At 42.8% G+C, this 23,975-nt stretch carries 17 protein-coding genes and 1 pseudogene; 1 reads left to right on the top strand and 17 read right to left on the bottom strand.

Going from position 1 to position 23,975, the window contains the following annotated elements:
- Window positions 1-42: 42 nt before the first annotated feature.
- The 16 genes and pseudogenes from K4I03_RS09695 to hisS form a co-directional block, all read right to left on the bottom strand.
- Window positions 43-342 carry a DUF4176 domain-containing protein gene (locus K4I03_RS09695; RefSeq protein ID WP_227965059.1) on the bottom strand — a complete coding sequence of 100 codons (300 nt, stop codon included), beginning with the start codon at window positions 340-342 and terminating at the stop codon, window positions 43-45.
- Window positions 335-1,009: a hypothetical protein gene (locus K4I03_RS09690; protein WP_227965057.1), complete on the bottom strand. Its 675-nt coding sequence runs from the start codon at window positions 1,007-1,009 to the stop codon at window positions 335-337. Before K4I03_RS09690 ends, K4I03_RS09695 begins: the two co-directional genes overlap by 8 nt.
- A 6-nt stretch (window positions 1,010-1,015) precedes the next feature.
- Complete coding sequence (locus K4I03_RS09685) at window positions 1,016-2,851, bottom strand: DUF456 domain-containing protein (RefSeq protein WP_227965054.1); 1,836 nt, start codon at window positions 2,849-2,851, stop codon at window positions 1,016-1,018.
- 27 nt (window positions 2,852-2,878) lie between these two features.
- Complete coding sequence (locus K4I03_RS09680) at window positions 2,879-3,253, bottom strand: TIGR04197 family type VII secretion effector (RefSeq protein ID WP_125402609.1); 375 nt, start codon at window positions 3,251-3,253, stop codon at window positions 2,879-2,881.
- A gap of 11 nt (window positions 3,254-3,264) precedes the next feature.
- A pseudogene (gene essC / locus K4I03_RS09675) lies at window positions 3,265-6,117 on the bottom strand (type VII secretion protein EssC); the annotation flags it as partial.
- 198 nt (window positions 6,118-6,315) lie between these two features.
- Window positions 6,316-6,711, bottom strand: coding sequence for a hypothetical protein (locus tag K4I03_RS09670; protein WP_125341759.1), 396 nt, complete (start codon window positions 6,709-6,711; stop codon window positions 6,316-6,318).
- 35 nt (window positions 6,712-6,746) lie between these two features.
- A complete protein-coding gene (locus tag K4I03_RS09665) occupies window positions 6,747-7,706 on the bottom strand; it encodes a hypothetical protein (protein ID WP_223311204.1) in 960 nt (319 codons plus the stop codon).
- Between the two features lie 11 nt (window positions 7,707-7,717).
- Window positions 7,718-9,835, bottom strand: coding sequence for a hypothetical protein (locus K4I03_RS09660; protein ID WP_223311205.1), 2,118 nt, complete (start codon window positions 9,833-9,835; stop codon window positions 7,718-7,720).
- A 13-nt stretch (window positions 9,836-9,848) separates the two neighbouring features.
- The gene (locus tag K4I03_RS09655) at window positions 9,849-10,211 is read right to left on the bottom strand and encodes a hypothetical protein (RefSeq protein WP_223311206.1); all 363 of its coding nucleotides are present in this window, start codon (window positions 10,209-10,211) and stop codon (window positions 9,849-9,851) included.
- Window positions 10,212-10,227: 16 nt separating this feature from the next.
- On the bottom strand, window positions 10,228-14,628 hold the full coding sequence (gene essC / locus K4I03_RS09650; protein ID WP_227965052.1) for a type VII secretion protein EssC: 4,401 nt from the start codon (window positions 14,626-14,628) through the stop codon (window positions 10,228-10,230).
- Between the two features lie 2 nt (window positions 14,629-14,630).
- On the bottom strand, window positions 14,631-15,890 hold the full coding sequence (gene essB / locus K4I03_RS09645; protein WP_314448036.1) for a type VII secretion protein EssB: 1,260 nt from the start codon (window positions 15,888-15,890) through the stop codon (window positions 14,631-14,633).
- 1 nt (window position 15,891) lies between these two features.
- The gene (locus K4I03_RS09640; protein WP_002894139.1) at window positions 15,892-16,131 is read right to left on the bottom strand and encodes an EsaB/YukD family protein; all 240 of its coding nucleotides are present in this window, start codon (window positions 16,129-16,131) and stop codon (window positions 15,892-15,894) included.
- A 1-nt stretch (window position 16,132) separates the two neighbouring features.
- Window positions 16,133-16,591, bottom strand: coding sequence for a type VII secretion protein EssA (gene essA / locus K4I03_RS09635; RefSeq protein WP_223310485.1), 459 nt, complete (start codon window positions 16,589-16,591; stop codon window positions 16,133-16,135).
- A gap of 6 nt (window positions 16,592-16,597) precedes the next feature.
- Complete coding sequence (gene esaA, locus K4I03_RS09630; RefSeq protein ID WP_227965050.1) at window positions 16,598-19,498, bottom strand: type VII secretion protein EsaA; 2,901 nt, start codon at window positions 19,496-19,498, stop codon at window positions 16,598-16,600.
- 234 nt (window positions 19,499-19,732) lie between these two features.
- On the bottom strand, window positions 19,733-20,020 hold the full coding sequence (locus K4I03_RS09625) for a WXG100 family type VII secretion target (protein WP_227965047.1): 288 nt from the start codon (window positions 20,018-20,020) through the stop codon (window positions 19,733-19,735).
- 167 nt (window positions 20,021-20,187) lie between these two features.
- Window positions 20,188-21,468: a histidine--tRNA ligase gene (gene hisS, locus K4I03_RS09620; protein WP_227965045.1), complete on the bottom strand. Its 1,281-nt coding sequence runs from the start codon at window positions 21,466-21,468 to the stop codon at window positions 20,188-20,190.
- A gap of 180 nt (window positions 21,469-21,648) precedes the next feature.
- On the opposite strand from hisS, the gene K4I03_RS09615 reads away from it, so the two are divergent.
- The gene (locus tag K4I03_RS09615) at window positions 21,649-21,990 is read left to right on the top strand and encodes a metal-sulfur cluster assembly factor (protein WP_002899327.1); all 342 of its coding nucleotides are present in this window, start codon (window positions 21,649-21,651) and stop codon (window positions 21,988-21,990) included.
- A 77-nt stretch (window positions 21,991-22,067) separates the two neighbouring features.
- On the opposite strand, the gene ilvD is transcribed toward K4I03_RS09615, so the two are convergent.
- Window positions 22,068-23,771: a dihydroxy-acid dehydratase gene (gene ilvD / locus K4I03_RS09610; protein WP_023917059.1), complete on the bottom strand. Its 1,704-nt coding sequence runs from the start codon at window positions 23,769-23,771 to the stop codon at window positions 22,068-22,070.
- Window positions 23,772-23,975: the final 204 nt, after the last annotated feature.

Raw genomic sequence — 23,975 nt, 5'->3', positions numbered from 1 at the left:
AAGTATAGTTTTTAAAATAATCATTAAATCATCTAACCGAACTTATAGCTCTGTAACTCCTTTTTTAAAACCAGCCTTTTTAACTAGCTGATAAAAATTAGATTCAAATTCTATTTCAGCATCATTCTTATATCCCATAAATACGACTTCACGGATATCACTGTGATTAAAGAAATAAAGCTGATCGGCTTGCTGATAACCAGTTGGTACAAGAACACTTGTATACTCAAAATATACAGGTTCTTGATTTTGCTCTACTAACGAACCCCTGCCGATAATAATTAATTCTGTTTGATCTTTTAATTTGACCACTGATCCCAATGGTAATAGTGTTTCACTCATGTTTCTTCTCCTTGTCTTCTGCAAATAGCACTTTCCCTTGTTCATACTTCCGCACGGCTAACAACCAGCGGATAGGGTTGTTTTGGAATAAGAAAAGGTACAACAAAGCAGGAAACAGGGCTGCCAAAAGCGAGAAAAAGATTTGTATATCAAATGGTTCCTGCTTATTGAATGAGTCAATAATGCCCGGGATGGCAGCAGCAAATATTACTATAGTAGTCATAAAAACTAATAACATGACAATCATAAAAATAAACATTTTCCCAAACGTCGCTTTTTTCTTGCTAAAATTTTCCCAAAACAGATTTGAATCAACGGCTTTCGCAAACTGTTGAGAACTTGCCCCCTGAACCTGCTTCACTTCTTTATACAAGGCCTCTTCCATCATCCATATAAATCCAAAAAAGACAAAGAACTGGGCAGCGATATAAGGCGGAACCATCCAGCTGCTGTATCTAAAACCGGAAAAAGCTGGTATAGCTACCATTCCCCCTATCAAACCTAAGAAAATGAAAACCAACATCAAAGGAATAATAGCCTTATTGGTCTTCCTAGCCCCTTCCGTATTTAATAAGGCACTCTTATCGGCTACCAGAGCCTCTTTTGTTCGCGTGTTATAGTAGACGGCTTCATCACCGCTCTGTCCAATAAAAATTATTTTTCTCATATTAAATCACCACGGTTTTAAAACATCTTTATAATCAGAAAGTTCAACTTTATCGTGTCTAGCTTCATCATAGGTTGTAGAAAGCGCATTCCCTATTACTGTTCCAGCATAAGCGCCGAGAAGCGTTCCAACAACCGGAATTGGTATGAATGAGCCAATCACAGAGCCGATAATAGTTGAAGTTGCAGTTATTCCAGTATGAGCAGCTGCATCCTGCAGAGCAACCTCATCACCATACTTATCTTTTCGCTCTAGATAAGTCGATACACCCGAAGCCAGCGAACCAATAACACCCATCTTCCCTAAATGATTGCTAACTTTCCCACCAAGCTTCGTCAATTTCCCAGCATCATCTGCAACGTCCACAAGCTCGTCTGCTTTATCTAATAATTTCATATTATCAGAATTTTGCGCAGCTTCTTTGAGACTTCGCAATTTTTCCAAAGTATTGTTACCAGTCCATGCTCCATTACTAATTGCGTTAACTGTTTCTGCACTTTCAACAAAACTACTAGTAAATAGAAGTTTATAATCCGCTGCACTAGATGCAACCGATACTCCCTTAGCTGCTCCTTGAGTATTAAAACCATTCAAAGATTCTGCTAAATAGTCCGGTACGTCTTCATCTGGATGGTTTTGGTAATATGCTCGGAGAGTATTGATTTCTTTATCTGTGTAATTAGCAGACACCCCCTCCTTCTTAGCCTTATTTAAAATTTCTTTGTAATCAATTGTAACTTGGGCTTCTTCGAATTTCTTACGTTGAGCATCACTCAAAGATACATCAGAATGAGATTTTAAATATTTCTCAATCGCTTTTACATCTGCAGCAGTTAATTCTTTATTATTATTTAATTTTTCTAGTGCAGCACTATATTTATTCTTCTCACCTATTTCCTTAGTCACTGAATCACTGTTCACTTGAACATCTGGATGGTTTTTCTTATATTCTTCAAAAAATTTAGTTTCCTCATCTGTCAAAGACTTCCCTGCATCCACCTTGTCAATGATAGAGCGATATTTCATTTCCTCTGCCTTGACCTGACGTGCTTGCTGTACGTACTCTAAAACAGAAGCATCCACGCGTTCTGGATAGGCCGCCGCATAGCGCTCTATCGCTGTCAGCTCTGCTTCAGTCAGAGATTCGCCACTATATACCTTATCCAGTGCTGATAAATAGTTGTTCTCCATTGCTATCTCTCGATCAGCCCATCCTTGCTCAACATCACTCACCCAAGTTAAGTCCTCCGGCAAAGCAAAGCCGCCACCGCCAAAGGAGACTGAAATACCTGACATAGCCTTAGAAACCAAACCCTGATAACCATCTGCCGAGGCACAGGCACTTGGAGACTCCGCACTGAATGCCCTCAGATTATCCAGTTTTTTCTGAGCAGCAGTCAGTTGGTTTTCCGCTGCTGTAAGCTGTTCTTGTAAGCGACCAATTCTTTCCGCATCTCCTGCAGCTGGTTTAGATTTAGATTGAAGACCAGAAATCGAAGCGCTTAGACTCATACAACCTCTCGTTGCACTATCAATCTCCGCTTGCAGCTGTTCCTCATCTAAATTCTCAGCTCCACACTTGGCCGCATAACTATCCGCCAGTGTGTTAGCCGCATCCGCAACTGCTTCAGAGTAGAGAATGCACCCTTTATAATAAGGACTCATGACACTTGTCGCATATGCACGGGCTGCATCATAGCCTGTTCCTATCAGCTCACCGCCGCTGCCGCCAAAGCTGTCAAAGGCACTAATCAACTGGTTGAACCCTGCTACACGTGACTGTGAGGCAGACGACATCGTAGAAGACTGTGTCTGCAGGCTAGCGTAATTTACCTTTACCATATATGTTCCTTTCTAGTTGAACAATTATTAATTAGTTCCCTCACTAAATAGCTGCTTATTTTTCTTCTTTCCAGAATTACTACCAGCAGTTCCTGACTCGACTGGCCCTGTATTTCTGTTAATATAATTGGCAATATTTGCATCCGTTGTCTGAAACTCTGCATGAATACCATGTAAAACCTGAATGAAGTCAATAGATTGCTGTGCTGCTTGTTCACTTGCACTAACTTCATTATCAATATGACTACTAATAGTTCCAGAAGCAGCATATTGGCTGATAGAATCCTTTGTAGCAGTTTCTTTTCCTACTGAATGATAAGCTGAAACAATTCCATTTGCATAGTTTTGAACAGCTGTCGGATCAGATTGAATACCTACTCCCTGAGTTGTTCCTACTGACATAGTGTTCTCCTTTATATTGTAATTTTAAGTTTAACGCTGGATGGACGTCCATATAAATAAACCTCATCCTTATTTAAATAAGGTTCCTTGCTATTATAAGGCTTTTCTAATATTGTTTGATCAGTTAAGCGCATTCCCAAAAGATAGTGTTGATTATATGCCTTAATCTGACGAGCAGGGCTGCCAATAGCATTATTGCTAATATAAGAATAAGAACTACCAACAACAAAATGCATATTATATTTCCATCCCTCTTGGTAGAGTGCTGATACTTGTTCGCCTGTCAGGCCACTTGCCTGAACAAATTTCTCTAAATTAGGGATAAAGATGATAAAGTCGTGTCCAGTTTCACCTTTTTTACGATCCTCTAACTCAAGCATAAGCTGATTTGCCATATCCTCAAGAGTTTCTGTTTCAGAAATACGAGCAAATAAGTCAAATTGCCCATCATACTCATCGTCTACATCCATCAACATGACTTTCTTACTTGGAATGAGGGTGGTGAATATTTCTAAAAGGTGACGTGTAATATTCTCCAAATGTTCACCTTCGTTAGCTATATATAGCAGGTGTTTGAAACCTTTCATCGGTATATCAACACTCTCAACATTAACAAAGTCTAAACCTAGAGGTAGAGTATTTTCCTTCAAAGCCTTTTGAACGCTTATTGTTTTCGCGAAAGTATCGAAGCTCAATTCTTCTGGAATGATCGGAATTGGTTTAGGTCGACTTCCTTCCCACTGTTCTGACATCATTCCTGCTTCAGAGCTAATTTGCTCAATCACTTCAAACGTGTCATCTCCTTTGGTTGGTAAAGCAACTTGGAAAATCTCTGGTTCATCCAACTTTATCATCGCACGTCCAGGCTTATCTTCAATTATTAACTGAGTACGACCAATTAATGTTCGAGTATCTATATCATCTGTTAATTTCAAAGAAATTCGAGTTTTGATACTAGCTAATAGAGCTGCTTTGACAACCCCTATACGACCAGCTGTAATAACTAGATACATTCCTAGACTCAGACCTTCACGAGAGATAATTTGGAAAGCATCTTCTAATTCCATAACCAGTGGAGATTCCTTGATAGCATCATAACCATCTAACATGAAGAATAACTTAGGTATTTGATGCCCACTGATTTCTTGATAAAGATTGACATTGGCTACCATGTGTTGACGCAAAAGAGCTTTTCTGTATCGAATTTCTCCTTTTATGCGATTTATTAACTTTGTAATTTTCTCCTGATCGTCAATCATAATTGTATCAGCCACATGTGGTAATTGACGAAGCGGCAAGAGACCGTTTGTTCCAAAATCTAATAAATAGAAATTCACCTGATTAGGTGTGAACTGACGAGCCAGATCCATCGTTAAAGTCTGAATAAAAGTAGACTTACCTGTTAAAGGACCACCAAAAAGAGCAATATTTCCATCTTCATTAAAATCATGTTCTAATGTGTATTGAGCTTGTTGGCTTGGTATATCTACATAACCAATCACTGCTTTTAAAGAGCGATTCGTATGTGACCAAAATTCTTTGAAATTTCCTTTTCGCAAATCTGTTGAATAGATTCTATCTTTAAGCGGTGGCAGCCATGGCTGTGGTACCGGTGGGATCTGCTGGCTCTCTGTCAATAGTTGGATCTGACTGACAATAGCCTCCAGTTCCGTCGGTACTTCCTTGATATCTTCTGCTAGGTCGAGACCTGACAAGTCTTGATTGAGCACTTCGTATTGGCCTAGGTCGTTGATCAGGTAGATGGTATGGTCTTCAATTCCCATCTCATCCTTATCCGGCTGATAGTCTGCCCCTGACCAGGCTGACTGGAAGAGTTCATAGACTTCATTATTGCCGACCTGCAGATAGGCCCGACCTGTCTGGGTGATCTCTGCCGCATCTGGCGTCTTAAGCATTTCCATCGAGTCCGTCCGATCTGCCACTTTGAGCGCTAGCTTAAAGCGGGAGTTGGACCAGATCTGGTCATCCACCACCCCAGAGGGCTTCTGAGTAGCCAGGATCAAGTGGACCCCAAGGGAACGTCCGACCCGAGCGATGGATACCAGCTCCTTGATAAAGTCAGGCTGGTTGACCTTGAGCTCTGCGAACTCATCCGAGATGAGGAAGAGATGGGGCAGGGGTTCAGTTGCTTCCCCGTTTTTAAATTTCTTTTGATATTGGTTGATATGATTGACTTCAAACTCTCTGAAGAGCCGCTCCCGACGGTGAATCTCCGCATTGATGGAAGCCAGTGCCCGCATGGATTGGGCTCCGTCCAAGTTGGTAATGGTTCCCAAGAGATGAGGCAGGTTCTTGAAGAGGTTGGCCATTCCCCCACCCTTGTAGTCGATGAGGAGAAAAGCTACATCGTGTGGATGGAAGTTGACGGCCAGACTCAGTATATAGGACTGGATGGTCTCCGACTTACCTGATCCCGTTGTCCCGGCAATCAGCCCGTGCGGTCCATGAGCCTTTTCATGCAGGTTGAGGTAGACCAGGTCTTCCTTACCCCGCAGGCCGATAGGCACTGCCAAGCTCTTATAAGGCGCATTCTGTTGCCACTTTTGCAAAACTTGCAGGTCCGAGAAGGTCTCTGCCCCATACATCTCCATAAAGGTCACGGTATCAGGGATCGAGCTCTTGAGATTCTGTAAGTGATTGAGCGGCGCCAAGGTCCGAGCGATTCGCTCCTTGTCATAGCCTTCTGGGAAATGATCCAAGCGGAAGTCAATTTCTCTGAGGATGCCTTCTTCCATGACTAACTGACCAGTGTTGCGGTCCTTGATATTGACAACCGTCTTGATATTCTCAGACAGAGAGCTCATCACATCCTGCACGAAGATGAGTGAGCAGCTAAGGTTAGTTATTTTATTTTTTTAAAATAGCAGAGCAGATAAAGGATTCAAAAAATATGGAGTTTTCAAAGCACTAAAAGGAAAATGTCCTTGTTTTATTATACCATACGAGAGATAGGACGGGGAATGGAAGGAAATGAACGAGACAAGAGAAAAGAATAGAAAAAGAAAACCACTTGAAAATGAATTCAAGTGGGAATCATATAGTTACGGAAAATCTTTATATTGGCTCTCTGCTAGATCCACCATTTTTTGACGATTATGGCGTTCAGCCGAATCTTTCCCTCCCTGAATATAACGTTCTCGACGTTCAGCTCGAGACACAGGTACTTTACTATACATATTTTCACCAATAGAGTTTGCCATGGATTCATCAACCCCTTTAAACTCCTCTCCAACTGCATTTAGAAACTTATCCAAAGAGCTAATTGTTGTGACCATCTCCGAAGATAGTTTTTTTAGTTCATCAGTTGCATTTTGAATTTGTTCTGTTGCTGTGGATTCTATTGAATCAGCCGCATTTTTTTCTAATTCGGCACTCATATCCTTAAAAGCCCCATTCACTCGGCTGAGATTATCTGCATCAATTTGTTTGATACTCATTGACTTTGACTCCTTTCTGTTTCATTCTTTCTTACTTAATTTTTCTGTAGCGCTGGATGCTGCTCCAACCACGCTTTTGCTTCTTGACTATTATGAATCTGAGTATCAGATACAGATGAATCATCATTGTAGCCATAAACTGGCAAAACATCTTCTCCCTTGGTCGCAAACCAATAAAGAAGAGTATCAAACCACTCATCTGGTGTAACCTTATCCGTCCTAACATTAAGCGCCCAATCCTCTTTAATCAGCTTAGACTCTAAATCTGGGTACAGGCTGTAAAGATTGATGTTCACATCTTGAACCCTCCCGTCAAGTGTGAATTTTGCTATTTGATTCGAAGGATTCATATAGCCCTTAGGATCTATAACTTCCGAAAAATTTGTTGCTTTTGCCGTATTATAGATATCAGAATCCATGGTAAACTTTGTATTTTCTGATGCATCTTCTATTTGTTCTGTCTCCAAATTTAAGTACACATCTTTTAAAGTTGGTCGTTCTTCTGAAAGGTTCTCTATAGTCAATCTAAAGTAATAGTCCCCATCAAAATAATAACATCCAATTAGTTCAAGCGGAACACTTTTCTTATTGTAACTTCGAACAGCTTGATAGAGATCAATCTTTCGTTCTGGCAAACCTTCTTCCTCTAAATTATAAAGAATAAGGTTCCAATACTCTCCTTTTTTCTGAAGATGCTCCTTCGAAAATGTTTGTTCTTTCTCTGGAAGAATCGCCCATCTTTTTTCTGAATCTATGGCGTACTTTTTTCCAACAATCAAAGAACTTGGTGCTAGGACATATTGCTTTTTATCTCCAAAAATTTGAATATCTGAACGTTTTACTTTTGAGTTCGAGTTACTCTTATATGCTATCTTCTGAGATTCATTCTCCGTTGATTTTCTATAAATTATAAAACAAAGACTCACACTACATAGAAGCAGGATAAAGAGTGCGAATGATGTCTGTTTCCAATGTATTTTTATCCATTTTTTCATAGAAATTCACCTTATTGTCCTATTTTCGTCTCTATACCAACTAAAGTATTAAAGTAATCATTTTCTCTTATATTATAAGCATTCCAATCAAATTCGTAGTTCTTATTATCTTCCGTTAATTCTTCAAATCTTTCTAGGCCTTTAACTATCTTCTCACCACCCAAATCTTCAATAGTTTGCTTAGCTTCACCCGTTATCATAGATTTCATTTCTTTCGTATAAGGATCTGATGGAGCTATCGCTTGGATAGTTTCGTCTACTTTTTTCAAGTCTCTAAGTGTTGCTTCTATATCATTATTATTTTTTTGTAAAAGCAGACGGAAATTATAGCCCCTTAAGCCGTTTTGTTGCAAGTCAGCCATCCGTAGATTAGCCTCAAAGTCATAACGCGGATCCGCGATTACTGTCTTATAAGAATTTTCTCCTTCCTTAATAGCAACTCCACCAACATCAAACTGTTTAGCTAAAATCTTCTTATCTAGTTTGGAAAGTTCTTCACTAATTTCTTGAGCTTTCCCGAAATGATCAATGACACCGCCAGCGATATTTCCGGCATATGTTTTTAGAGTATTGTATTTTTGCAACTCGACTTCATCCAATCCATTTAAACCGGTTTTAGTTACCTCCGTTAGCAATTCTTTCTCTTCTTTTGTAGTAGCTGCAGCCTCCATAATATCCCAAAAGAAGCCTGCAATAGGGTTGCTTGAAACAATGTTCTTGGTCGTATTATAGGCTGTTTCCATCCATAGATTTTCTTTTTGTTTCCTCAACTCTCCCATTTTATCTAAATCTTTGAGAATATCAAGAATATCGTTGCTACTAACCACCTTTGTCTGAGAAGCACTTTTGCGATCAATTCCCATATCCTGCACACCGAAAACGTATTCACCGTTCTCAAATTTTAAACTGCCTTTCTTAAAAGAGCGCTGTATAGTCGCTGTAAAATCACCAACTTCACCATTCCCAAGTGAAACGTCTTTAGCTGTAATATATTGCTTACCGAACTTTTCTGCATTCATATATTGGAGAATGCCATTAATCTGACCATATCTGACAGAGGATTCCTTAAGAGCCGTAAGACGACCTTTATTCTCAGCTTCAGCTTGCATAAATGCTTCAAACTGTTCTTTATTATACTCCTTCGGCAGAGTTTTACGCAAGGATTGACCTTGAGAATTAATTCCATCCACAATGACATCAATACCAGCTGATAATTTGGCAGTATAAAGCTGAAGATCTTTTGTATCACGATTAGAGAGTGTAGAGAAAAAAACATCTAAATAGTTTACATTCCCTTCATCTGAGGCCTTCTCCAAACGACGATCAATTAGCATCATAACAGGCAGACCTGCTTTTTTTACTTTGGCATTAGCCAAATCTTCAAAAAATTTCTCTTTCTCTTCATAAGTACTTTCTGAGATCATTACTTTAATAATCTCAACATCATCATTAGTATAAACCGCAGTCAAATAGCCCATCGTTTCCCGACTCAAATCACCGCGTTTAATTGCATCTAAAAGTTCTCTAGGAGAAAATGAAGCCACCGCCTTAGCATTCTGCGTGGTCGCTGTCAAGGATGCAAAAGTAGAAGACGAACCACTGACACTTGTCACTAAACTATCATGTGCTGACATGATGCCGCTATGTGTCTCCTTACGTGCACTGACTTCGTCTGATATATACGAATCTGCCTGAGCATCGAAATCACCTAGGTCAGAATCCCCCTCTCCCATAGCCTCAATTGCTTCATCAAACAAAGCTACTAAATCACTCTTGACAATACTAATCATATTTCTCTGAGATGTTCTAAGTGACTCTGTTAGTGTATTCATAGCATCATCGTCAGTATGAGCATGACTAGAAAATCCCAAACCTTTAATATCTCCCGTAAAAGTGAAGATATGCTGTCCGTAGGTCCGCATAGCCTCTGGTGCCTGAGAAAATACAGAATTTTGAATACTGTTAAGTCTTTCAAAGAAAGCATTAATGGCATCTGCTTTTTCCCCTTGCAAACTAGTGTTAAACTCACGCATTGTATCATGAGAAGCTTCTTCAAACTTCCCTGCAAATCGATGAATGCTAGTGCCGTAATCTTCTAAACCTGAAATGTTTTTTACTTTTACTGTCATCTATCTCTCTCCTCTATGATGCTAATGCCGTATTCAAAGCATCGCGAGCATTGCTTTCAACGTCTTTAGCAGTCTCCAAATCTTCCTCTAGATTCTGAATTTTAGTATTTAATAATGATAGAATTTCTCTTTTTTTCTTTAAAATAATCTGTCTTAAAGAATTCAAATCTTTTTTTTCCTGCTCTTTCTCATCATCATATTTTTCACCGGCAATATTCTCAGAAAGTGTGGCAACATAGTCAATTGCTGTTGATTTCTCTTTTAATTTTTTATGAATCGCTTTTAATTTTGAAATTTCTCCGCTTAATCGTATTACCTCTGCCGTTGCATTATATAAAGCTTCTGATAAAGCTCTTAATGTTCCATAACTAGCCATAGTTAGTCTTTCCCTTCTACATCATTAATACTTTCATTTTACTTGTTAATCCGTCTGCCACATAGTAGTGCTCTTGTTCTTCCAACTGTGGTTCGCGGACAGGCCTGTTTGTAACTGTCAGAACTGATTGGTCGCTTAATCTAAGCGCTACAATTGCTTGCTTATAGGTACGTGCAGTCTTAGAAACGACATCAATATGTTTAGTGAGAACTGGTGAACTCATCACAACGGAAGCATAGCCAGCTCGAAGTCCCTTTTCTAAGACATAAGCTAGAGTTTCAAGGACTTCTGAATTCAATTCTTCCACCAGTTCGGTTAGATTGTAAACAATTACCGTCGCGACATGTTCTCTCCGTTTCTTTTCTAAACGCTCTTGAAGCTTAACTTCCATCACATCTAAACCTTCTAGGTATTCCTCCGGACTAGCAAGAATTGTCACACCTTCCATCTCAGGCAGATTATGATACTTCGGCGCCAGCACAATCACCTTCTGCTTACCTCGTGCAATCTGTTCAGTCAAAGCACTCATCTGCTCTTCCTTGTCCGTTAAGTAGAGAAGATTACCCTTGGATAGATTCCAAGTAATTGGCTCAACCGTTTCCATATCCAGTCCTAGTGGAACTAATCCCTGATTATAAGCAGCTTGGACACTAGCCCGGCTGTAGAAGTCTGCCTCTGTCAACTCCTCTGGTACCATCGGAATGGCACTTGGTCGTTGTCCGGTCCAAGCTTCTTGAAGAGAAGCGACTTCTTGACGCAGGTTGTTAAGGACTTGCGCATCATTAGCACCCGCTACTGGCAAAGCCAGCTGGATGACATCAACTTCATCACGCTTCATGAGTGCCCGACCCTTGATGTCTTCCATAGTTTTAGCAAGAGGGGTAGAACCCACGATAGAGCGGACTTCTCCCACATCATTCTGTGGCAGACTCAGCTGGTGCTTAAAGTTAGCGTAGAACTGCGCCCGAAGGTTGGACTGACGGCCCGCTGTCACCAAGAGGTGAACACCGATGCTGAGACCTTCACGGGAGATCCGCACCAAAAGCTTGAAGAGCTCCGCTTCATAAGCTTCTTCCTTCATGGACTCATAGCTGTCCAGCAGGATAACGATGGCCGGCTCTTGCTGACCACTAGCCTGACGGTAAAGTTCCAAGGTCCCAACACCGTAGTCAGACAAAAGCTTCTTACGCCGGTTGAGCTCCCGCTCCATGATACGCACAAACTTGGCAATCTTCTCCGTCTGATCGAGAAGCAGGGTATCGGCCACCTGCGGTAATTGCCCCAGTGGTGCCAGACCATTGGTTCCGAAGTCCATCAGGTAGAGCGTGATATCTTTGGGACTGAACTTGCGAGCCAAGTCCATGGCCGCACTCTGCAGGAAGGTTGTCTTCCCTGTACCGGGACTTCCGTAGAGCAGGATATGTCCATCCTTAGACAGATTGACAGAGACAGGCTCTTGCTTCTGTGCCTGCGGAATATCTGCCATTCCCAAAAGGACGGAGACAGGCTTCTTTTGCTCCCAAGCTTCTTGCGGCTGGATCGGTTCCAACTCTTGCAGGGTCATCCGCTCTTTAAGCGGTGGCAGCCATGGTTGTGGTACTGGAGGAATCTGCTGGCTCTCTGTCAGTAGTTGAATCTGACTGACAATAGCCTCTAATTCCGTCGGTACTTCCTTGATATCCTCGGCTAGGTCAAGACCTGACAGGTCTTGATTGAGCACTTCGTATTGGCCTAGGTCATTGATCAGGTAGATGGTATGATCTTCAATTCCCAGCTCATCCTTATCCGGCTGGTAGTCTGCCCCTGACCAGGCTGACTGGAAGAGTTCATAGACTTCATTATTCCCGACCTGCAGATAGGCCCGGCCAGTCTGGGTGATCTCCGCCGCATCTGGCGTCTTAAGCATTTCCATCGAGTCCGTCCGGTCTGCCACCTTGAGCGCTAGCTTAAAGCGGGAGTTGGACCAGATCTGGTCATCCACCACCCCAGAGGGCTTCTGAGTAGCCAGGATCAAGTGGACCCCAAGGGAACGTCCGACCCGAGCGATGGATACCAGCTCCTTGATGAAGTCAGGCTGGTTGACCTTCAGCTCCGCGAACTCATCCGAGATGAGGAAGAGATGGGGCAGGGGTTCAGTTGCTTCCCCGTTTTTAAATTTCTTTTGATATTGGTTGATATGATTAACTTCAAACTCTCTGAAGAGCCGCTCCCGACGGTGAATCTCCGCATTGATGGAAGCCAACGCCCGCATAGATTGGGCCCCGTCCAAGTTGGTGATGGTTCCCAAGAGATGAGGCAGGTTCTTGAAGAGGTTGGCCATTCCCCCACCCTTATAGTCGATGAGCAGAAAGGCTACATCGTGCGGATGGAAGTTGACAGCCAAACTCAGGATATAGGACTGGATGGTCTCTGACTTACCTGATCCGGTTGTCCCGGCAATGAGCCCGTGCGGCCCGTGAGCCTTTTCATGCAGGTTGAGGTAGACCATGTCTTCCTTGCCCCGCAGGCCGATAGGCACTGCCAAACTCTTATACGGCGCATTCTGTTGCCACTTTTGCAAGACTTGCAGGTCCGAGAAGGTCTCTGCCCCATACATCTCCATAAAGGTCACGGTATCAGGGATCGAGCTCTTGAGATTCTGTAAGTGATTGAGCGGCGCCAAGGTACGAGCGATTTGCTCCTTGTCATAGCCTTCTGGGAAATGATCCAAGCGGAAGTCAATTTCTCTGAGGATTCCTTCTTCCATGACCAACTGCCCAGTGTTGCGGTCCTTGATATTGACAACCGTCTTGATATTCTCAGACAGCGAGCTCATCACATCCTGCACGAAAATTAGTGAGCAGCCCAGGTCAGTCGGATCCTCAGTAAAGAACTCCATGATGATATGGTCGAGAATCAGCTTTTCATCCGTGACCAATACCACATAGTGAGGACTGTAAAGTGTCGTCTCCTGCCGGGTCGCTTCTTCCTTCTGAGCCTTGCGTAGTTTCAGGATTTGATTGAGACTGTTCAGAACCTGATCGTGCGTCCGTTGGTTATAGACAAAGCCACGGACGTTCAGCTCTTGTAGAGTCGCATGCGGTAGCCAGCGCAGCCAATCCCATTGGTCGCGCTCCTCCTCTGGCATGATGGTAATTACCTGTACATCATGGTAAGAGTGAAAGACCGCTAACTGCATGACCAAGAGCTGGAGCTGTTCCAGGACTAGATTGCGCGGACCGATATAGCCGACCGGCCCATGGCTGAGATTAGCCACGATAGGAAGATCGGGAATTTTCTTATGCCGAGTGTAGAGAGCATAGCCCTCCTCTTCCAGCGCATCTTTCTTTCCGCTCCGCTCCTCTTGACCGTAGGTCAGCTTATAGGAGGTCGGCACTTGGCCAAGCCCCAAGCGGTAGTAGAGAAAGTCAAAGTGGAGCGGTGTCTTCTCGTAGATGCGGTGACTGTAGTCTGTCACCAGACCCGTTAATTCGTTAATGTTTGGGAAATGATAGAGCATGCCATCACGCTGCTCACGTTCTAGCTTGTTCAGCTCAATAGCCTTGTCTTTCAGATAGAGGTGATAAAGATCTATGCGCTCCTTCTTGTCTTCCTTGAACTTCTTGCGGTTTTTGAAGAAACCTCGAACCGAAAAGATAGCACTGGCGATTGACATAGTAACTGTAACGAGGATATAAATGCCCCGCGGCTGAACTAGTGTAATCAACACCGTCACCCCAACCATGAGAAGTGGCGGCACAATCAGTCTCAAGAGCTCATCATTAGGCTTTTGAGGCTCCTTGCTTGGCGGAGCAATCTGAATCTTGTCCTCTGAACTCCGATAGATAATCCGCGGTGAGCGGTGATAGTCTGGATAGTCTGGATAAAAACCATGGCGAGAAGCCCCCCGCAAGGTCAGACTAGAGCTGACCGTAGCCGGACCTGTCACCCAGATTTCTTCTGGATAGACCTTGAGGCAGATGCCTTCCAAGCTCAGCTCGTCGCCGGCTTCCAGCTGGATTTGGTCTCCCGTCCACTCAACGTGATTGAGGTAGACTTGACCTCGCATCTTGGTCAAAATCCAAGAATCATTCGTTCGCTTCAAGAGCAACTCCAAAGGCGCTTCCAGACTGATAGCTGCTCCCTTCTGGTCGCTGATGAGTAACTCTTTTCTGTCCAATAGGTCATAAACAGCCGGTTCTGAATCAGATTGATACAAGGTCAGATCGCCCAAGGTCAGACCGTCAGTTACGACTCCCGTTTCTTCCCCCATTTGATAAAAGACTTGCCCTTCAGCTAACTGAAGCTGGATAGGAGTCTCCTGATGAGGCAGGTAAAGCTGAGCCTTCTCACTCGCTGCTAGGAGAACTTTCTTGTCCTCTGTCAGCTGCAGCTCATAGCGCAGATGGTCTGTATAGATGATGATTGTCTTGCTCATACTTACTCCTTCGCGCTACTGCTAGACGACGCTTCACTGCTGGAGGAAGATCTTGCTCCTGAAGAACCTTCCTCGCCAGAAGCACTTGAGCTAGAATCACCAGTCAAAAGCTCCTTACGGCTATCCCAGTACTTCTTATACTCGCCTTCCAAGGACTCAAGCTTAGTCTCCCGATCCTTACCAGACAAACTATCGTCCTCACGTACCTTTTTCATCTCCTGCGTCAAGGCATAGATGATCAGATCTGAGTCATTAATTCGTTTGGCTGTGTCCAAAGCATCTTCAAAATCATTACGTCCAACTTGAATCCAGTAATTGAGATACAAATCATCTGATTTTAGTGTGACATTGTTCAGGATGACCTTACGTTGATCATCAGAAAATTCCAAGCCCTGGATATAAGAGTAGGCCAGTTCATATTTCTGTGTATTCGGCAGATTCTTAGGAGAGATTCCTTCCAGCTCATCGATGACTTTACTGTAGTCCACTTTGATGAAGGCAGTATCCGCCTGTAACAGCTTTTCCTTGAAAGGATTTTGTATGAAAATTAAATAAATCAAAGGAATGGTCAAAATCACAACAGCTGCTGTCAACCAGATGGTTGCCAGTTTGAAAATCTTATGCTGACGCTTAGAGACCAATGTCTGCTTCTCCGCTTCTTCTACAGCCTTTTCCTGATAGGATTTCTCCAAAACTGCAACCGCATCTTCTAGGCTGTCAGCCTCACGCAGCTCCACTAGGAAATCTGGCAGAGTTTCTAGCTCTAACGAGCCCTTGTAAAGCTCCATAAAGTCCAGATCTGCAAAGAGCGTCACCGCAAAGCACTTGGCCTGACGCAAAAAGTCCTCCCGAGAAATAGCCTGAGGTGTCATAATACCCGGAACTCCGCGGTAGGCAATCTTAGCCTGTGCATCTTTGGTAATAAAGAGATTGCTAGGATGCAGCAAAAAAGTAACCGGCAATTCCAGTGCCGCTTCTAGGGCAAACACATTGAGAGCCAGACGAATCCGCTCAGAAATCGTGCGCTTTTCAATCTCTTCCTTGGACAGCCCCAAAGGCTCAATCTGATAGGTGAAATAGACACTATCATGGTCAGCCTTAGTCTCCTGCTCCAAGAAAAGTGGATGATGCAGGTCCAAAAGCAAGAGCTCCCGCAAATCCTGCGTTGCCACATCCGAACGCTTCAGTGTTAGGCTCCAATTCTTATCATTTTTTTCATAGATAAACTCTTGTTCAGCAAATACAAATTTTTCCTCAGTCACCTTAAATCTCCTCAATCTCTACTAAATCTCCTGTTGTGACTGGATAATCAGCCAAAACCTTGCCCTCATCCAGTATCAGCCCCTTGTTAATAATCCGCAGCTGATACTTATGACGCTTTCCTTCGATATTGAAAATTTGATCAATCTCCCGAATGAAACGACGGACCTCAATCCGCTTAGGAATACGAATATCCACGTCCTTATCCCGCAAACGGAGGGTGATATTGATATGTCCTTCCATGTTATACTTCTCCCTTACTGATACGATAGCTGACAAAGACAGTCATACTGACCAAGAGTACGGCTGCTACAAAGTAGACTACTCCTGGCAGAAAATCATCCCAGCTGCTTTCATCATCACTTTTCAAACTCGTCTGCAACTTGGACAATTTTTCCGTTCCCGGCTGAAAAAGCTCCTTGGAATGGTAAATATCCGTTGGCCCCTGTATAGCAGAAAACAGTTGTCCCGCTTCTGTGGCCAACTGTTTATTTTGATACTGCTTCATTTCCTGAATTTTTTCCTGATTCTCAGCAACGAAAAGAGACTTGGTGCCTTCCGATTGTGCACCAAAGTTCAGTTCTTGCTCTTTTTCAATCCGCGAATTATCTATCTGCAGACGATTATCCTTAAGTTCATCTGCGACGACAGCCGTCACCGCAAACGAACTTAGGAGTAGGAATAAAAACAGAATTCTTTTCATACTCTTTTAAACTTCCTCAGTTTTTAATGTTCTAGTCTTGATAAAGATATTAGCTGCAACCAACAGAGCTAATACAATAACCATACTAAAGATAGCAAAGAAACCAGCGGTCTTACCGTCAAAGTAACCTGACAACATACCTTCCAAGAGTGACAGCACATTCAAGCTCTTGATAAAGGCAGGAAAACCTGTCAGACTGGCTGTCGTACCAATAGCATTGGATAGATATACAAAGCTGATAATCATGAAGAAAGCTAAGCCCATACCCAACACTCGCAAGTGTTTAAGAATCAAATATTGCCCTTGAATCAAGACAAAACTTGCAATCACAATCAGTAAAACCCAAGATGGCACATACTCTCTACTAATATGAAGCTGAACACTTGAGACAATACCGATAACTAAGCCTACTGTCAAAGAAAGGAAAGCTAGAATGCCTACAGCTGTAATATCTGTATCTTGTAATTTATTCAGTTTAAAACGGTCTTTAACCTTGCGTACAATGTTCTGTGTTGCAAAGAGATAGGCCGTAAAGAGACTGACAATCTCCAACAAGAGAATCCAAGTAAATGGACGGTAAACATTGACAGTCGCTTTGACAGATGAAGAAGACTGAGCAACTGGATTAGATAGGAAGTCCAACAATACTTCATTAGGAACACCATTCTCATAGGCATTGTTAAGAACCTTGACAAAGGACTCCACAAAGTTGCCATTATCTTCCAATTCCTTATTGAATTGCCCCATCAAGCTCTCAGCATTCGCAGACAGTTTCTCTGTTGTTCCTTGTGCATTTTCCAGTTCACGATTGAAGCTACTGAAGATCTGGTTGACACTATCAGCTGCCTGCACATTGGTCTGTGAAGAAGACTTAACACCAGAAGTTGAAGACAGCAAGGATGAGAATTCTGAATTCAGAGATGACAAATCGGTGTCTGTTTTAGCCAATGCATCTGTAGAAGAAGCCTGAGCTTTTGAAATATCTGACATTCTAGTTTGTAGATTTTCATAAAGTTTGAGCTGTTCTCCAATCTCTTCTGCGAGTTTAGCGTTCGTTCCTTTGACGTCTTCAATCTTGTTTTTCAAGTTACTAATCGTTTCATCTAAGGTTTCTTTAACCCCTTGACTCTTACCATCGTTACTTTTAGACAAGCTATTTTGATAACTATCTAGATTCGAATTAATAGCATTTATCAAAAGGGTAGATAAAGATTCAGACATATCTTTATTTTTTAACTCATCAAAAGAATTATAAGCTTGGATTAAAGACATAACGTGTTGGTAGGCAGAAGAAATCTCTTGTACTTTAGCTCCATACGCCGCTGCCGCTTTTTGTGCATCCTCTACATTCACCGGCGCACTTGCAACCTTAATACCATTCAGAGAAATATCAATTGAGCTGTCAACTGAAGTGGCTGCAGCATCATTAGCTACATTGAACTGCACATTAAAATTAGCGCCTTCAGCCAAATTAATTTCTTGCCCATTTGTTACTGTTTCGCCATTGTATGTAATAGTTTTAATTGTTACACCTGTTGGTGGAGTGACTGACAAAGTAGCCTTTCCAACCTGGCTATTAACTGGGCTGGCTGTAGAGCTAGCCGCTTTCTCTGCAGCTGCTGCCAGATTGTCTAACTCAGCACTTCCATTTCCTTGTGGTGTTCCAAATTGCGAAATGGTTGAATAGTCAAGAGCAGGAACAGGCAATCCGAATTTCACCTCTGTTGGTTGAGAAGCTGGCAAAGCTTTTACTGCTTCAGCTATTTGTGCCTTCAAAGAAGCATCGTAGCTTGTTGTAGCATCTCCTAACACTGCGCTAAGAGTAATAGGCTTGCCTTCTTCAACACCATAGTAGGTCCTTAATTTATTATCAACAAAGTCCTTAATCTGTTGTTTATGGACATCTAATTGCCCACGTTCAGTTTCCAAAGCAGTTTCCAAATCCGCTAATTGCTTACTGACATTATCAACATCCACATCTTTCACATCATCTGTTGGGCCAAGCTGTTTAGTGAAATTTTTTTGTGTTTCTTCTAACTTAGCGTAGAGTTTTTGAGTATCATCATGGACAACTTTTTCGTCCATTTCCATCAGTTGCTTCATAAATGCGGCATAGTTAACTTGGTCATCCGCTCGCTGTTTGAGAAGACTATCAAAATTCTTTCCATAAGTAGCCTGAGAGTTATCCAAGTCATCAAAAGCCTTAGCATAAGTTTCCAGAGTCGTCTTCAGAGAGTTATTGGCTTCAACAGATGAAGCAGACATACTAACCAACGTTGGGAAGATATTCTTAGACCCAATAGCAGACTCTAACAAGTTGGTTCGATAATTGCCAATATTGGTAATTTGCACCTCTGAACTAGCCTGCACATTTTGCTGAGCTGTGTACAGATTGCTCAAGATGCTTGCCATATACATATCAACCAACTGGCTATTTAGATCTGCGATAATATCCTTAGCCAGACTATTGGCCTCATTTTCAATCTGCTGATTTCCTGCAGCGTTAACTTTATAAGTGACGATTGTCCGATCTGCATTGATAGCATTGACATCTAGCACTTTTTCCGAAAAGTCACTTGGAATCGTCACGACCAGTTGGTATTTCCCATTTTCCAGGCCAGCATCTGCAGCTCCACGCGTCACGATATACCAGTTTTGAGAGTCATCCCGTTCTAGATTTTTGACATAGCTAGCTCCAAGATTATACTCTTTCTTGTCAACCCTAACAGCCCGATCTTCATTGACGACCGCGACATTCAGTTTAGTCTTTTGATCTGTTTTGATTTTGCTATCTCTAGCGCTGCTTGTATTCTTCTGCACTGCGACATTCAGCGTCACTACTGCAGCCAACAAGGCGATGACTAAAGCAACGTTTCCTATATACTTAAGTATTTTTTTATTTCCCATGGATGTAAATTTCTTTTTCTTTTTAAATTTTTTAGTTTACTGTTACATAAAAAAGCACACAGAAAGACACAAACAGCTCTAACAGTCTAATTCAGATGTTGATTCAGATTGTCAGAGCTTGCCTTTACATTGCAGTAATTTTCTTATCAAATATGAAAGAAACTGCCTTTTTTTCATTTTTAATCTTTACAAAAATAGGAAGGCTCTTGCCTTCCTAAAGCCGTTATAACAAAATTAGTGAATTTGTGAAGCAATATTTTCATCTGTTTCTTCAACAATGTCAGCAACTTTAAGTAACTGAGCATTAATATCTTGAAGCAAGTGTGCAAATTCTTCAATCTTTGGAGATAGTGCTTCAAATTGTGCATCAAAGCTACGAAAAGCAGAACCATCCCAGTTTCCTCTGATAACTTCTTGTTCATGTTTTAAGCTGCTAAGAACTTGACTAACATCTTCAGAACCACGAGTATATTTTTGCGCAGAAGTTCGAAGATCTTCTGGAGTTAATTTAATTTGTGACATAGTTGTTTCTCCTTTAGCAAATTTATATAACGGGTACATTATATCAATAATCACTTTATGTTTCAAACTTTTAAAGATATTTTTTAAGAAAATATATTGACACATTGTCAACTAAGTTCGTTCAAACGTCCGATACTATAGCGTTTCTGACTGTTAGGTTCAAGACTTTAAAAACCCAATTTCTCAAAAATAAGCTGATAGTTTTCTTGGATTTGGTCTAGGCTAACAGTAATCTCTTCACGATTATGGTTGTTCTTAACAGTCACCTGACCGCTCTCCACTTCGCTTTCACCCAAGGTGATAAGAGTTTTGGCTTTAAAGATATCCGCGGATTTGAACTGAGCCTTGAGCTTGCGGTCTAGATAATCCCTTTCTACCGCAAATCCTTGTGCGCGGAGAGCCTGCACTAACTCCAAAGCTCTGCCATTGGCACCAGTTCCTAAAACAGCTACATAAACATCCAGAGCAGTTTCAATCGGCAGCTCTACTCCCTGCTTGTCAAGTACGAGAAGTAGGCGTTCTAAGCCCATACCAAAGCCAACACCTGGCGTTTCAGGTCCGCCAAAGTAAGCAACCAGCCCATCATAACGGCCACCAGCACAAATGGTCAGCTGACTACCTGCCACCTCTGTCGTAAACTCGAAAATTGTGTGATTATAGTAGTCTAGGCCACGGACCATGTTGGTATTGATGACATAAGGAATCTGTAAGGTCTCTAGCATAGAACGAACAGCCGCAAAGTAGGTACTGCTCTCCGCATCCAGATAGTCCAGAATAGACGGAGCACCTTCTACAGCCGCCTTGTCCTCGGGCTCTTTAGAATCCAGCACGCGCAGCGGATTCTCCTCCAAGCGACGTTGGCTATCTGCTGATAGGCTAGCCTTTAATGGAGTCAGATAATCAATCAAGGCCTGGCGGTAAGCAGCTCTGCTCTCAGGATTCCCCAGCGAGTTAAGCTCCAAGCTGACATTGGTAATGCCAATATCCTTGAAAAATTGAGCCGCCATGGCAATCATTTCTACATCTGTAGCAGGATTGCTAGAGCCAAAACACTCTGCTCCAATCTGGTGAAACTCCCGCAGACGGCCAGCTTGAGGCCGCTCATAGCGGAACATAGAGCCCATATAATAGACTTTGACAGGCTTTTGCACTTCAGGAGCAAAAAGTTTATTCTCTACATAAGAACGCACCACGGGTGCTGTCCCCTCTGGACGCAGCGTGATATGGCGGTCGCCCTTGTCATAGAAGTCATACATTTCCTTGGTCACAATGTCTGTCGTATCCCCGACCGAGCGGCTGATGACCTCATAGTGCTCAAAAATTGGCGTGCGGATTTCACCGTAATTGTATTTTCTAAATGTCTTGCGGGCAAAGTCTTCTACATACTGCCACTTGGCTGATTCTTGAGGAAGAATATCCTGAGTTCCTTTAGGTTTTTGTAATTTCATCTTCTGACCTCCGCCTTCTTTAGTACTTATATTCTATCATAAGTCCGCCATTTTGAGGAGTCTGAAAGGGATTTTTCATTTGGAAGAACTAAATCCGTTTTCATGTTCCAAAATAGCTTGAAAAAAAGTCTGAATTGTGAGAAAATAAAAACAATTCAACTCAGATAGAAGGGGATAGCCATGAGAGACGATATCAAAATCAATGATCGAGCAGCTGCAATTCAGGATAAATTGGTGGAGAAGCTCGAGCGTATTTACGATCCGGATGTAGAGCTGGATGTCTATAACTTAGGGCTGATTTATGAAATTAACTTAGACGAAAACGGCCACTGCAAGGTTGTTATGACCTTTACCGATACAGCCTGCGACTGTGCTGAGAGTCTGCCCATCGCCATTATGGACTCTCTTAAGAAAATCGACGAGATTGAAAGTGCCTCTGTCGAGGTTACCTGGTCTCCTGCTTGGAAAATCACCCGCATCAGCCGTTTCGGCCGCATTGCCTTGGGGATCAGTCCTAGATAAGAAGGTGACTAGTTCATCTACATTTAAAAATATCAAACCCGCTAGAAAAACTAGCGGGTTCTTTTATCATATATAAGCTATTTTTTACCGGTTTCTTCTGGTTTCCAGAAGTCTGTAACAGCACCTTTAGCTGCAGAGGATACCATGTGAGCATATTTACCAAGTACCCCGCGACTATAAAGCGGTGGGATGGTCGTTTCTGCCTTGCGTTTCGCCAACTCTTCGTCAGAGACTGCCATGGAAATTTCCTTGGTATCTTGGTCAACCGTGACCATATCGCCTGTACGAAGATAGGCAATCGGGCCACCATCCTGAGCTTCCGGAGCAATGTGTCCGACAACCAGGCCGTAAGTACCACCTGAGAAGCGACCATCTGTTAGAAGAGCCACCTTGTCTCCTTGCCCCTTCCCTACGATAATAGACGAAAGTGACAGCATCTCTGGCATACCAGGGCCACCCTTTGGTCCAACATAGCGAACTACAACCACATCGCCATCGACCACTTCATCGGCCAGTACCGCATCAATAGCGGCTTCTTCTGAGTCAAAGACCTTAGCTGGTCCAACGTGACGGCGGACCTTCACTCCAGAAACCTTAGCAACGGCACCATCTGGAGCCAGATTACCATGCAAGATGATAAGCGGACCGTCTGCTCGTTTTGGATTTTCAAGCGGCATAATGACCTTTTGACCTGGTGTCAGATCAGCAAATTCTGCCAGATTCTCCGCTACCGTCTTACCTGTACAAGTGATGCGATCACCGTGCAGGAAGCCGTTTGCCAAGAGATATTTCATCACAGCCGGCACCCCACCAACCTCATAAAGGTCTTGGAAAACATACTGACCAGATGGTTTCAAGTCAGCCAAATGCGGTACCTTCTCTTGAATGACATTAAAGTCATCAAGCGTCAATTCAACATTGGCTGCATGAGCCATGGCCAGCAAGTGCAGGGTAGCATTTGTAGAACCACCCAGAGCCATGGTCACCGTGATTGCATCTTCAAAGGCTTCACGTGTCAAGATGTCAGACGGCTTCAGCCCCATTTTCAGCATTTTTACAACAGCACGGCCAGCTGCTTCGATATCCTCTTGCTTGTCTTTCGACTCAGCAGGGTGAGAAGAGGAGCCTGGCAGACTCATGCCCAGAACTTCAATAGCCGTCGCCATAGTATTGGCCGTGTACATACCGCCACAGCCACCAGGGCCAGGACAGGCATTACACTCAATGCGGCGCACTTCCTCAGCTGTCAAGTCACCATGGTTCCATTTCCCGATTCCTTCAAAGACAGAAACCAAGTCAATGTCCTTGCCGTCCAGATTCCCTGGCGCAATCGTTCCGCCGTAGGCAAAGACAGCAGGAATATCCATGTTAGCAATAGCAATCATAGAGCCCGGCATATTTTTATCACAGCCCCCGATAGCTACAAAGGCATCCACATTATGCCCGCCCATGGCAGCCTCGATGGAGTCTGCGATGATGTCGCGTGAGGTCAGAGAGAAGCGCATGCCTGGCGTTCCCATGGCAATCCCGTCCGCAACCGTAATAGTCCCGTACTGAACAGGCCAAGCGCCCTCTGCTTTGATACCTTCCTTGGCTAGCTTGCCCAAGTCATGCAAATGGATGTTACAGGGTGTATTTTCCGCCCAAGTAGAAATCACCCCAACAATAGGCGTTTCAAAATCTTTATCAGTCATCCCCGTCGCGCGAAGCATGGCACGGTTAGGAGATTTAACCATACTGTCATAAATCTTACTTCTGTGACGAATATCCTTATCTGTCATAGCTTTCCCTTTCATTGCAGTAATCTTTGTGCTTTATTATACCACACTTAGGCTGTATTTTACAGAGGAAAATTTTTAAATTTTCAGAAGATTGGGAAAATATTGAGGCGGATTTGAAACTTTTTCCTATCAAGCAAAAAGAAGACAACTAGAAGCTCAGGTTTTTTTTAAAAGAAGAAAAAAATCTGTCAAGTAACTTTACTT

The sequence above is a fragment of the Streptococcus sanguinis genome, assembly GCF_020729725.1.
In the GTDB taxonomy this organism is placed as follows: domain Bacteria; phylum Bacillota; class Bacilli; order Lactobacillales; family Streptococcaceae; genus Streptococcus; species Streptococcus sanguinis_V.
The sequence above is the reverse complement of the archived record's forward strand: the minus strand, read 5'-3'. Positions and strand labels throughout refer to the sequence as shown.